10 protein-coding genes and 1 tRNA gene are annotated in these 12,753 nt (G+C 65.9%); 7 read left to right on the top strand and 4 right to left on the bottom strand.

Annotated elements, in window-relative coordinates; genetic code table 11:
• Nucleotides 1–13: 13 nt before the first annotated feature.
• From prmC to hemA, 3 genes are all read right to left on the bottom strand, one after another.
• Nucleotides 14–841 carry a peptide chain release factor N(5)-glutamine methyltransferase gene (gene prmC, locus QZ588_RS08530; protein WP_295541729.1) on the bottom strand — a complete coding sequence of 276 codons (828 nt, stop codon included), beginning with the start codon at nucleotides 839–841 and terminating at the stop codon, nucleotides 14–16.
• 96 nt (nucleotides 842–937) lie between these two features.
• On the bottom strand, nucleotides 938–2,020 hold the full coding sequence (gene prfA / locus QZ588_RS08525; protein WP_295541727.1) for a peptide chain release factor 1: 1,083 nt from the start codon (nucleotides 2,018–2,020) through the stop codon (nucleotides 938–940).
• 73 nt (nucleotides 2,021–2,093) lie between these two features.
• Entirely contained in the window at nucleotides 2,094–3,368 is a 1,275-nt protein-coding gene (hemA, locus tag QZ588_RS08520; RefSeq protein ID WP_295541725.1) for a glutamyl-tRNA reductase, read from the bottom strand.
• 285 nt (nucleotides 3,369–3,653) lie between these two features.
• On the opposite strand from hemA, the gene QZ588_RS08515 reads away from it, so the two are divergent.
• The 7 genes from QZ588_RS08515 (at nucleotide 3,654) to QZ588_RS08485 (ending at nucleotide 11,048) form a co-directional block, all read left to right on the top strand.
• Entirely contained in the window at nucleotides 3,654–5,405 is a 1,752-nt protein-coding gene (locus QZ588_RS08515) for a tetratricopeptide repeat protein (RefSeq protein WP_295541723.1), read from the top strand.
• A gap of 25 nt (nucleotides 5,406–5,430) precedes the next feature.
• A complete protein-coding gene (gene ispE / locus QZ588_RS08510) occupies nucleotides 5,431–6,285 on the top strand; it encodes a 4-(cytidine 5'-diphospho)-2-C-methyl-D-erythritol kinase (RefSeq protein WP_295541722.1) in 855 nt (284 codons plus the stop codon).
• A gap of 79 nt (nucleotides 6,286–6,364) precedes the next feature.
• Nucleotides 6,365–6,439: transfer RNA gene (locus QZ588_RS08505), tRNA-Gln, on the top strand.
• Nucleotides 6,440–6,656: 217 nt separating this feature from the next.
• Nucleotides 6,657–7,610, top strand: a complete 954-nt coding sequence (locus QZ588_RS08500) for a ribose-phosphate diphosphokinase (RefSeq protein ID WP_295541720.1) — start codon at nucleotides 6,657–6,659, stop codon at nucleotides 7,608–7,610.
• Nucleotides 7,611–7,789: 179 nt separating this feature from the next.
• The gene (locus tag QZ588_RS08495; RefSeq protein WP_295541719.1) at nucleotides 7,790–8,413 is read left to right on the top strand and encodes a 50S ribosomal protein L25/general stress protein Ctc; all 624 of its coding nucleotides are present in this window, start codon (nucleotides 7,790–7,792) and stop codon (nucleotides 8,411–8,413) included.
• Nucleotides 8,414–8,513: 100 nt separating this feature from the next.
• Nucleotides 8,514–9,098 (top strand): aminoacyl-tRNA hydrolase, encoded by a 585-nt coding sequence (pth, locus tag QZ588_RS08490; RefSeq protein WP_295541717.1) that lies wholly within the window; start codon nucleotides 8,514–8,516, stop codon nucleotides 9,096–9,098.
• A 414-nt stretch (nucleotides 9,099–9,512) separates the two neighbouring features.
• Nucleotides 9,513–11,048, top strand: a complete 1,536-nt coding sequence (locus tag QZ588_RS08485) for an outer membrane protein transport protein (protein ID WP_295541715.1) — start codon at nucleotides 9,513–9,515, stop codon at nucleotides 11,046–11,048.
• A gap of 44 nt (nucleotides 11,049–11,092) precedes the next feature.
• On the opposite strand, the gene QZ588_RS08480 is transcribed toward QZ588_RS08485, so the two are convergent.
• Complete coding sequence (locus QZ588_RS08480; protein WP_295541714.1) at nucleotides 11,093–12,433, bottom strand: UDP-glucose/GDP-mannose dehydrogenase family protein; 1,341 nt, start codon at nucleotides 12,431–12,433, stop codon at nucleotides 11,093–11,095.
• Between the last annotated feature and the right edge of the window lie 320 nt (nucleotides 12,434–12,753).

The raw sequence follows: 12,753 nt of genomic DNA, 5'->3' as shown, positions 1-12,753 counted from the left end.
GGCCGGTGGCTGGTCAGCAGGTCGGACGACGGGCACCTGTGACGCGCTCCAGGCCGGCCAGGTCCCGTTGGGTGAAGATAGCGCACCAGCCGCCCTGGTGCAGCAATGCGCGTACCTCCGCGCCCTGCTGCCAGCCGTGCTCCAACAACAGCAGACCGCCGGGTTGGAGCGCCGCCGCGGCCTGGGGCACGATGGCGCGGATGGCGGCGAGGCCGTCGACACCTGCCACCAGGGCCTGGCGCGGCTCGAAGCGCACATCGCCGCGGCCCAGATGCGGATCATCGGCGCGCACATAGGGCGGATTGGCGGCGATCAGATCAAGGCTGTGGGCGGCGAAGCCGGTGAGCCAGTCGCCCCGTAACAGGTGCACAGTCGCCGCCTCGAGCTGGCGGGTGTTCGTCCTGGCGACGGCGAGTGCGGCGGCGTCGCGCTCGACGGCGTACAGGGTCCAATCGGGCCGCGCCGCGGCCAGGGCCAGGGCGATGGCGCCGCTGCCGGTGCCCAGATCGGCGCCGCGCAGGGGCGCATGCGCCGGCAACAACGCCAGCGCACAGTCCACCAGCAGCTCCGTTTCCGGGCGCGGGATGAGTGCGCCCGCCGCGCTGGATAAGGTCAGCGCGTGAAAGTCGCGGCGGCCGAGGATGTAGGCCATGGGCTCACCGGCGAGTCGGCGCGCCAACAGCGCGTCGAAGGCATCGCGCTGGAGCGCATCCAAGGGCCGCTGCGGGTGGGCGAACAGCGCCGTGCGCGCCAGGCCCGTTGCCGCGCACAACAGCAGCTGCGCCTCCAGACCGGCGGCCGGTTGGCCGGCCGCGGCGAGGCGCGCGGCGGCGGCGCGCATTGCTTGCCCCAGGTGCATCAGAGACAGCCCGGCGCGGGTTTTACGATGCGGGGCGGCGTGTGGCCGCCGGTGATGCCGCCGGCCGTCGGCACCGGCTCATCCGTCGCTCATGAGGGCCGCCAGCTCGTCGGCCTGGTGCTCCTGTCGCAGTGGCGCGATGACCTGATCCAGCTGCCCCAGCATGATTTCGTCGAGCTTATAGAGGGTGAGATTGATGCGGTGGTCCGTGAGCCGATTCTGCGGGAAATTATAGGTGCGGATGCGCTCGGAGCGGTCACCGCTGCCCACCTGCAGCCGTCGGGACTCGCTGCGCTCGGCCACCTGCGCGGCGACGGCATCGGACAGTAGCCTGGCCTGGAGCAATGCCAGCGCCCGGGCGCGGTTTTTGTGCTGGGAGCGCTCGTCCTGGCATTCGACGACGATGCCCGTGGGCAGGTGGGTGATGCGCACCGCGGAGTCGGTCTTGTTGACATGCTGGCCGCCGGCGCCGGAGGCGCGGTAGGTATCCACGCGCAGGTCGTTGCCGTCGATGGCGACGTCGTCGACGGCCTCGGCTTCGGGCAGGATGGCGACGGTACAGGCGGAGGTGTGCACCCGACCCTGGGATTCGGTCTCGGGCACCCGCTGCACGCGGTGGGCGCCGGACTCGAACTTGAGATGGGCGTAGACGTCGTTGCCGGTGATGCGCACGACGACCTCCTTGTAACCGCCGAGCTCGCCCTCGCTGGCGCTGACGATCTCGTGCCGCCAGCCCCGGGACTCGGCGTAGCGCAGGTACATGCGCAGCAGGTCTGCAACGAACAGGGCAGCCTCGGCGCCGCCGGTGCCGGCGCGGATCTCCAGGTAGACATTGCGCTGGTCATTCGGGTCCGGTGGCACCAGCAGGCGCAGCAGCTCCGGCTCGAGCGCGTCGCGACGCGCCTCGGCGTCGGCGAGCTCATCCGCGGCGAGGTCTCTCATTTCCGGATCGGACAACAGCTCGCGGGCGCCGGCGATCGCCGCCTCGGCCTCGCGGTATTCGCCGAGACGGACCACGAGCGGCTCCAGCTGCGCATACTCCCGGCTCAAGTCCCGGAAGCACGCCTGGTTGTTTTGGGTGTCCGGGTCAGCGAGCAGCGCGGTGACCTCGGCATGGCGCTCGGCGAGCTGCTCGAGCTTGCCCCGCAGGGATGGATTCATGCAGTGCGATGGGTGGCGGTCATGCGGATCTGACGCTGTGGCGTGTTGGGTGACGGGCTGCGGGCGCCGGGGCTCAGCGGCTGCGATCCTGCTCCAGCTTGAGCTGGAACAGCTCGTTGGCCGCATCGAGCAGCTCGTTGCGGCCCTCGCGGCCGGCGCGCCGCAGGCGCACGCTCGGGCTGTGCAGCAGCTTGTTGGTGAGCAGGTGCGCCAGCTGGCAGACCACCTCATCCGCCGGCTTACCGGCGGCGAGCTGGCGCTGGGCCCGCTCCACCAGCGCGTCGCGGGTGTGCTCGGCGCGGGCGCGATAGTCCTGGATCAGTGACACCGCATCCAGCGAGCGCACCCAGGCCATGAAGTCTTCCGCATGCAGCTCGATGATTTCCGCCGCCTGCGCGGCGGCCTGCTGGCGTGAGCGCATGCCCTGGTCCACCACCCCCTGGAGATCATCAACGGTGTAGAGGTAGACATCGCGTAGATCGCCCACCTCCGGCTCGATATCCCGTGGCACGGCGATGTCGACCATGAAGACCGGGCGGTGGCGACGCTTTTTCAGGGCGCGCTCCACGGTGCCCTTGCCGAGCACCGGCAGCGGGCTCGCGGTGGAGGACACGACGATGTCGGCTTCCGGCAGGTGGTTGGAGAGCTCCGTCAGGGCGATGGCATAGCCGTCGAACTGCTGCGCCACACCATGGGCGCGCTCGACGGTGCGATTGGCGACGATGATGCGGCCGATACCGTGCTGATGCAGGTGGCGGGCGGCGAGCTCGATGGTCTCGCCGGCGCCGATGAGCAGGGCGGTCTGCCGGCTCAGATCGCTGAAGATCTGCCGTGCGAGGCTCACGGCGGCGAAGGCGACAGACACCGGACTGGAGCCGATGGCGGTATCGGTGCGCACCTGCTTCGCAACTGAGAACGTATGCTGGAACAGCTTGCCGAGCATGCGCCCGGTGCCGCCGGCGGCGTTGGCGGTCTGGAACGCCTGCTTGACCTGGCCCAGGATCTGCGGCTCACCAAGCACCATGGAGTCCAGACCGCTCGCCACCTCGAGCAGGTGACGCACCGCATCGCGATCCTGGTAGTGGTACAGGTGCTGGGCGAACAGCTGCGGCTCCAGGCCATGGAACTCGCCGATCCAATCGCGCAGGAAGGTCTCACCGCCGCTGCCTTCGAGGGCACAGTAGACTTCCATGCGGTTGCAGGTGGACAGGATCAGCGCCTCGTCGGCGGGGGTTCGCTCGGTGATGCTGCGCAGCGCACCGACGATGACATCGGGCCCGAAGGTCAGGCGCTCGCGCGTGTCCACCGGCGCCGTCTTGTGGTTCAAGCCGAGGGTCAATATCGTCATGGTTCGATTCGGCCGTTATTCGCTTGACTGTATGCTTCGGTGCAGGCCACCGCGCCGCCGGCAGCATTGCTGCATGGGCCTGGTTTGAGCCGGGATGCGTCTCAGGGCTCCTACTGAGACCCTGACTGTGACCCAATGTTGGGAGCTATAACACAACTGCCGCCGAAGCCCGGTTCACGCCGATGCCTTGCACGCGTGCCCATGGCACAGGAACTGCCCTAGTATACTGCCATCAAACTCAAGTACCGCTGATCGCGGTCAACAGCTCGGGGAAGCCGCAAGCCCATGACCCCATACGCCAGAATTGCCGTGCTGTGGCTCAGCGTGAGTCTGCCGGCACTCGCCGTCGCCGACAACCTGGTGGCGGATGCGAGCGCGCCGCCACCCGCGGCCGCCGCGGGCACCGCAGCCGCCACACAGGCGGACGGTGACGCGCCGCCCGCACTGACTGCGGATCTGATCTATTCGGTGCTGGTGGGGGAGGTCGCCGCCCAGCGCTCGGACCAAGAGACGGCTTTCATCCACTATCTGGAGGCGGCCCGGCTGGCCCGGGATCCAGCGCTGGCGGCCCTGGCCGCCCGCGCAGCGCTGGCCCTCGGCGATCCGCAGGCGGGTGAGCGCGCCGTCGACTTGTGGCAAGCGCTCGATCCCGAATCGCTGAAGGCGCGCCAGATTGCCGCCTATGTGCAGATCGAGGCGCAAAGCCGCGCGGGGACGCTCGCGGCGCTGCGCGAGCTGGTGCGTCTGACACCGGCGGATCAGCAACCCTACATGCAAGTGGCGCAGCTGCTCGCCCGCGTCGAGGATGCCGCGCAGCGACTGGACCTGATGCAGGTCCTGATCGTGGACGCCGCCGATAACGCCGACGCGCAGTTTGCCCTCGCGACCCTCGCCGCCGCCGCCGATGACGACACACTCGCGCGAGCAGCGGCGCAGCGTGCAGCGGAGCTGCGGCCGGGCTGGGCCGAGCCGCGCGTCTTCCAGGTGCAGCTCCTGGTCACCGCCGGTGAGCGTCGGGCCGCCGCCGAGCTGCTCGACGGCTTTCTCGCCGACACCGAACGTCACGCCAAGGAGCTGATGCTGCTGCGGGCGCAGCTGTACATCGATGCCGATGAGTACGAGCCGGCGCTCGCGCTGTTCGACTCGCTGTTGGCCGATGATCCGGCGCAGCCGGATGTCCTGTTCACCGCGGCCGTGCTGGCGTTGGAGGTGGACGCGTTGGAGCAGGCGCGGCGCTATTTGACGCGGCTCGATGAGCTGGGCCGCCGCGGGGACGACGTGGCGTTTCTGTTCGGCCAGCTCGAGGAGCGTGCCGGCAACACGGATGCTGCCCTCGGCTGGTATGCGAAGGTGGACGGTCCCAATGCCACCGACGCGGCGGTACGCATCGCACGCCTGCACGCTGCTGCGGGCGACTTGAGTCGCGCCCGCGACAAGCTCCAGCAGCTGCGCGATCGTCTACCGGATGATACGGCGACGCTGTATCTCATCGAGGGCGAGCTATTACGCCAGCACGATGCCGAGCAGCAAGCGCTCACGATCTATGACCAGGCGCTGGCCGCACAGCCCGACAATTCCGACCTGCGCTATGCCCGGGCCATGACGGCGGTCGGCCTCGACCGCCTCGAACTGCTGGAGTCGGATCTTCGCCACATCATCGCGCAGGATCCTGAGCATGCCGATGCCCTGAATGCCCTCGGCTACACCCTGGCCGACCGCACGAATCGGCTGACGGAAGCGCATGCACTCATTGAGCGGGCGCTGGCACTGAATCCGGACGAGCCGGCCATCAAGGACAGCATGGGCTGGGTGCTCTATCGCATGGGTCAACCCGCCGCCGCCGAGCCCTACCTGCGAGATGCCCTGGAGTCGGCGTTCGACCCGGAAATCGCAGCACACCTAGGCGAGGTGCTCTGGGCCTTGGGGCGTCAGGATGAAGCACGTGCCATCTGGGATCGGGCCCTGGAGGCCGATCCTGACCACGAGTACCTGCTGCGCGTGCTCGGTAAGCATCGCTACAGCCAGACGCCTGATTGAGCGAGTGCGGCGACGCCGCGACGTCATGCCCGATATCGTCCCGCATCCCGATGCCGAAGGGGCCTGGCTGGCCCCGGCGAAGCTGAACCTGATGCTGCGGGTGCTCGGGCGGCGGGCGGACGGCTATCACAGCCTGCAGACCGTCTTTCAGTTTCTCGCTCAGGCCGATCGGCTCTACTTCAGCCCGCGTAGCGATGGGCGCATCCTGCGCCGGCGCGGTTGTGCCGAGATCGCTCCCGAGCAGGATCTCGTGGTGCGGGCTGCCATGGCCCTGCGGGCCGCCACGGGCTGTACGGCTGGTGTCGAGATCGCCGTCGACAAAGTGCTCCCCATGGGCGGCGGCCTGGGCGGCGGCAGTTCGGATGCGGCAACGGCATTGCATGCGCTGAATCAGCTCTGGGATCTCGGGCTCAGCAGCGAGCGCCTGGCTGATATCGGCCTCGTGCTCGGGGCGGATGTACCGGTTTTCGTACGCGGTCAGGCCTGCTGGGCGGAGGGCGTGGGGGAGCAGATGACGCCCGTGACCCTGCCGGAGCCCTGGTATGTCGTACTGACGCCGTCGCAGCGCGTCTCCACGGCGGCGATCTTCAACGATCCTGAATTGACACGGGATTCATCTGCGCTCACAATGGCGGACTTTGTCGCAGGTCAGCGGCCGAACGATTGCCTGGCCGTCGTTCGTAAGCACTACCAAAGTGTCGCAGCGGCGTACGACTGGCTCGAGGCGATGGATACGGCGCCACAACTGACCGGAACCGGCGGCTGTGTGTTCGCACCCTTCACGTCGGCCGAGCAGGCGCGAGCGGTAGCGGCGTGCGCACCGAGTGAGTATGAGGTCTTTGTCTCCCGGGGATGCAATCGATCGCCGCTGTTTGACTGACCATCACGGGTGCATCCGGCGACGGCTGCCATCGATCACCACCCGGACGTTGCGCATCGCTGACCCGCATTGAAACCATTGGGGCGTCGCCAAGCGGTAAGGCACTGGGTTTTGATCCCAGCATTCCCAGGTTCGAATCCTGGCGCCCCAGCCATTAGTACCGGCCATTATCTCCCCCCAGCAACATCCCCCTAAGCAACATCCGCCCAGGCAACATCCGCCCAAGCAACATCCGCCCAGCCACCATCCCCAGCCATCACCCGAACGACTCAACAAGGCAGGCCGTGCGCTCAAAACCGAGTCCAACGCCGCGCCATGCAGTGCAGACCACATCAACGCCCGGGATGGCTGAGCGTCTACGGAGTCAGGTCATGCCCGACAGCCAACTCATGGTCTTCGCCGGGAACGCGAACCCGGAGCTCGCCTCCGAGATCACGGCGCATTTGAGCTTGCCGCTCGGCAAGGCCGTGGTCGGTCAGTTCAGCGACGGCGAGGTGATGACCGAAATCCAGGAGAATGTCCGTGGTCGGGACGTCTTCGTCGTGCAGCCCACCTGTGCGCCGACGAACGACAATCTGATGGAGCTCCTGGTGATGATCGATGCCCTGCGCTGGGCGTCGGCGAAGCGGATCACCGCGGTGATCCCGTATTTCGGCTACGCCCGTCAAGACCGGCGTCCCCGCTCGGCGCGTGTCCCGATCACGGCGCGACTGGTAGCGAAAATGATCGGCACCGCCGGCGCCGACCGGGTGCTGACCGTCGATTTGCACGCCGACCAGATCCAAGGGTTTTTCGATATCCCGGTGGACAACGTCTACGCCTCACCGGTGCTGCTCGGCGATATCTGGAAGCAGAAATACCCTGCGCTCATGGTCGTGTCGCCGGACGTCGGTGGTGTGGTGCGGGCGCGTGCGGTCGCCAAGCGCCTCGATGATGCCGAGCTCGCCATCATCGATAAGCGCCGGCCGAAGCCGAACGAGGCGAAGGTGATGAACATCATCGGCGACGTGCGTGATCGAAGCTGTGTGCTCATCGATGACCTGGTGGATACGGCGGGCACCCTGTGCCAGGCGGCCGGCGCCCTGAAGGCGCACGGTGCAGCGATGGTCTCGGCTTATTGCACCCATCCGGTCCTGTCGGGGCCGGCGGTGGACAACATCGCCGCCTCCAAGCTGGATGAGCTGGTGGTGACCAACACCATCCCACTCAACGCCGACGCTGCGGCCTGCCCCAAGATTCGGCAGCTGAGTATCGGCGAACTGCTCGCCGAGACCATGCGTCGGGTGTCCGACGAAGAGTCCGTCAGCTCTTTGTTCGTCGACTGAAGCGTCGATGGCGCCGGGCCGCCGCACTCGGGGTGTGGCCTGTGCGCCAACGATTGGAATGGGTCGAAGGGGTCTGTGATGGCCCCAAGCCCGAAGCGAGCCGATGCCTGGTGCAACGGTGATGTGGGCGCCGCCAACCTGGTCGCGGGTGGCGGCGCCGCTTTTTGTGGAGAGAGGATATGAGTGATACGTTCAACGTCGTAGCCGAGCCGCGGACCGACGGGGGGAAGGGTGCGAGCCGCCGCCTGCGTCGCCAGGGTCTGGTGCCGGCCATCGTCTATGGTGGCCATCGCGACCCGCAGATGGTCTCGGTACAGCACAGCGAGCTCTACCGCCAGCTCGATTACGAAGCCTTTTATTCCAGCCTGCTCAACTTGCAGATCGACGGCGAGACGACACAGGTGGTGCTGAAGGATCTGCAGCGGCATCCGTCCAAGCCCTTCGTCATTCATGTGGACTTCCAGCGGGTCAGCGCCAAGGATAAGCTGCGCATGAGCGTGCCGCTGCATTTTGAGAACGAGAGCACCGCCGTGGGTGTGAAGGCAGGCGGCGTCGTGGCGCACAACCTGACAGAGGTGGAGGTCACGTGCCTGCCGAAGGATCTGCCCGAGTTCATCGCAGTGGATATGGGGCCGCTTGCGGTGGGCGAGAGCCTGCTGATGTCTGACCTGAAGCTCCCCGAAGGCGTCGAGCTCACTTACGCCATGGAGCCGGAGACGATGATCGTCAGTATCCACGCCGCCTTCGGTGGTGAGGCGTCCGATGAGTCCGAGGGCGAAGGTGGTGCGACCGCCTCGGACTGAGCGCCACGCGGCGGCGAATCGCGCGCGCGGCGGGTGCACCGACGCACCCGCCGCCGCGTCGTAGCGCCGCCGCCCAGCCAACGCCGACGAGCGCTCACCCATGTCCCAGCCAGGTATCCGGCTCATCATCGGGCTCGGCAACCCCGGACCCGACTATGCGCAGACACGCCACAATGCGGGATTCTGGTTTGTGGACCGAGTGGTGGCGGCGTCTCAAGGCAGCTTCCGCGCGGAGGCGAAGTTTCACGGCGTGCTGGCACGGGTCACCATCGGTAGTGTCGACCTGCGGTTGCTCAAGCCCACCACTTACATGAACCACAGTGGCCGTGCGGTCGCCGCCGTGGCACATTACTTCGACATCCCCGCCGAGCAGATTCTGGTGTGTTATGACGAGCTGGATCTGCCGCCGGGGCGCGTCAAGCTCAAGCACGGCGGCGGCCATGCCGGCCACAACGGCGTGCGCGACAGCATCGACGCACTGGGCAGCCGAGACTTCTGGCGGCTGCGGATCGGTATTGGTCATCCGGGCGAGAAGTCCCGTGTGCTCGGCTATGTATTGGGCCGACCCTCGCAAACGGATCGCAAACTGATCCACGACGTCATCGACGATGCCGTCCACGCCCTTCCTGACCTGGTCGAAGGCCGCTATCAGCTGGCCGTCAACCGCCTCCACTCCCAGCAGTAACCGACAGTAATATCGGTTGTGTGACACGGGCCGCTGTATTTGTGGCCTTGCGTCGGCGAGCGGCACCGGATCGCCGGTGCCCTGGGAGCGCCCCATTGGCTGGAATACGATAGCGTTGCTGATCTGCAACATCGTGCCGTTCGGCTCCCCCCCTGGTGCATGCCCGCCCCCCTCCCTGGTAAGCGTGTCAGGTAGCCTCGTATCGCTGGTGACAGCGATCCAGGGATGCGTCCGTTCAGTGATCGTCGGACGTTGACAGAACGCAAACATTCGTTAGCATTACCGCTACAACTACACTGTTGCTTGCCTGCGGCCCGGCGTTTCGCCAGCGGCGTTCCGCCTCGTTGGATTGTGTGGCGTCAACACCAATGCCCGTCCGGTGGTGACGGGCGGCTACCACTGAAAGGGGAACCTATGATGACTATCAACGGGCTTCGGCGGCCGCTTGCTCCCGCCGTGGCACTGACCCTGGCGCTGCCGGCGACGGCCTGGGCGACCAATGGGTATTTCGCGCACGGTTGGGGCACGAAATCCAAAGCCATGGCCGGCGTCGCCGCAGCGTTACCCCAGGACACTCTGGTCACGGCGACCAATCCTGCGGGGATGGCTTTCCTGGGCCGCCGCTTCGATGTTGGCGTCGCGTTTTTCCATCCGTCCGATCGGGGCTACCAAGCCAACAGTGACTTCGCGACACAAACGGTGCCTGCCACCGTGCAGACGCCCGGCGGCTTTCAGGACTTCAACGTCCAGTTTCCGGCGGGCGGTTTCGTCACGCCGGGTCGGGTCGACAGCGACAGCGATTGGTTTCTGATCCCCAGCATCGGTTACAACCATCCGTTGAATGAGCGCTCCAGCATCGGCATCAGCATTTATGGAAACGGTGGCATGAACACCGATTATCCGACTGCCGTCTGGGAGAATTTTGCACCGGCACCAAACCAGCGGGTGGTCAACGGTCAGCCGGTTTTCGCCACCGTTCCCGCGGGGACGCCGATTCCGGCGGGTGGTCGGGTGCTCATCGAGGATGGGGCGCCGATTCCGGTGACGACGCCTTTACCCGGCAGCGAAAACGGCAACCCGAACGGCATCCTGACTGCGACGGCAAACACCGGTGTCAATCTCGAGCAGCTGTTCATCGAGGTGCCCTACACCCTCAAGCTCACCGACAACCAGGCCTTTGGTATCGCGCCGGTTTTCGCAATCCAAAGCTTCGAAGCCGAGGGCTTGGAGCCGTTCCGGGCGGCGTCGGTGAATCCGCAGAAGGTGACCAATAACGGCAAAGACTGGTCCTATGGCGCAGGCCTGCACGTCGGTTGGTACGGGGAGGTCTCCGAGCAGCTCGCGTTGGGACTCTCCTACCGGACGAAAATGTGGATGTCGGATTTCGACGACTACAGTGGACTGTTCGCCGGCGGCGGCGCCTTCGATATCCCGGCGATGTTCAACTTTGGCCTCGCGTACAAGCTGAGCCCGGCAATAACACTCGGGTTCGACTACCAACACATCTTCTACAACGAGATCGATGCGATTTCCAACTCCAACGATCTCGACCTTTCACCCTGCTTCGCTGCCCCACCAAAGCCATCTTACTGTCTCGGCGGCACGGCGGGGCTCGGCTTTGGCTGGGACAGTATGGATGTCTTCAAATTGGGTGTACGCTGGGATCAGAGCGAGCGGTGGACGTTCTTTGGTGGCGCCAGTTACAACACCGATTTCCTGAAGACGGATCGGGAGAGTTTGTTCAATGTGCTGGCCCCGGCAACAGTTCGTTGGCATCTGACCCTTGGCGCCAGCTATGCCCACAGCGCCAACGACGAATTCAACCTGGCCTTTTCCTACATGCCCAAGGAGACCGTCAACGGCACCAGCCCGTCCATCACCCCGGGACAGACCGGCAGCATCTACATGGAGCAAATGGACATCGAGATCAGCTGGAACCATCGATTTTAAGCGGGTGGCGACGCACGGGCCGTGGTTTGGTCTCAACCGGCGGATCAGTCCCGCGGACCGATGGGGCCACGGCCGATGGAGACATAGGTCATGCCGGCGGCGGTGGCCTGTCCATGGTCAAGGATGTTGCGTCCGTCGAAAATGACAGGAGTGCGCAGGCGGGTGCGTAGTGCGACGAAGTCGGGGCTTCGGAACTGGGTCCATTCCGTCACGATGGCCAGGGCGTCGGCGCCATCCAATGCGGTCATCGGGTCGTCCAACAGCGCCAGGTCCGCGCGCTCGCCGTAGATGCGGCGTGTCTCGTCCATGGCGGCGGGGTCGAACGCGCGCACGCTCGCCCCCGCGTCCCAGAGTTGTTCCATGAGGCGACGGCTCGATGCCTCGCGCATGTCGTCCGTGTTCGGCTTGAAGGCAAGGCCCCAGAGGGCGATCACTTTCCCCCTGAGGGCCTGCTCGAAGTAGTCCGAGATCTTGCGAAACAGCAGATCCTTCTGGCGGAAATTGACCGCCTCGACCGCTCGCAGCAGCTCGGCGCCGTAACCCACTGCGGTGGCCGTACGCTCCAGCGCCCGGACGTCCTTGGGGAAACAGGAGCCGCCGTAGCCACAGCCCGGGTAGATGAACTGGTAGCCGATGCGCGGATCGGAGCCGATGCCGACTCGGACCTGCTCGATGTCAGCGCCGACCGCCTCCGCAATATTGGAGAGCTCGTTCATGAAGCTGATCTTGGTGGCGAGGATCGCATTCGCGGCATACTTGGTGAGCTCCGCGGAGCGAACGTCCATGATCATCAGCCGATCATGACTGCGGTTGAACGGGGCGTAGAGCGCGCGCAGCAGCTCGGCGGTACGCGGGTTGTCGGTACCGACGATGACCCGATCCGGGCGCATGAAGTCTTCGATGGCGGCGCCTTCTTTCAGGAACTCCGGGTTGGAGACGACGTCGAATTCGATGTTGGTGCCACGACGGGCCTGGGTCTCGCGAATGCGTTCGGCAACACGATCCGCGGTACCGACCGGCACCGTAGACTTGTCCACGACGATACGGTAACCCTGCATGCACTCGCCAATGGTGGTCGCAACGCTGAGCACGTGCTGGAGATCCGCCGAGCCGTCCTCATCCGGCGGTGTGCCAACAGCGATGAACTGAAACAGGCCGTGGGCCACGCCACCGGCAAGGTCAGTGCTGAACGCAAGACGGCCGGCCCCGGCGTTGCGGCGGATCATGTCCTCCAGGCCGGGCTCGTAGATGGGTACGCCGCCCGCATTCAGCAGATCGATCTTATGGGTGTCGACATCGACGCACAGGACGTTGTTACCAACCTCCGCCAGGCAGGCGCCCGTGACGAGGCCCACATAACCACTACCAAAAATTGTGACATCCATCGGGGTGTAAGACCTTCGGCTTGACATCAATCGCGGGCGCCCGGGCGCCGGCATGACCGTCCAACAGTCTACCATCACCCCGCCAGTCCATGCCCCATCGCAGCGTACCGGCATCCCCGCCGGTACCCCCGCCGGCGGCCGTCGTGGCGGCCGCGTCGGTTTCCTGACGGCCTCCGGCCTCCTCGAGGCCGTCACGCACGACACTGCCGTGGCACGGGCTATTGACCGCCGACTCAACCGGCTCTATACTGCCGCGCTCGATTGCTTGGAGGGGTTCCCGAGCGGTCAAAGGGATCAGACTGTAAATCTGACGGCTCAGC

The organism is uncultured Thiohalocapsa sp. (assembly GCF_913062725.1).
GTDB lineage: Bacteria > Pseudomonadota > Gammaproteobacteria > Chromatiales > Chromatiaceae > Thiohalocapsa.
This window is presented reverse-complemented; position numbering and strand designations above follow the sequence as displayed.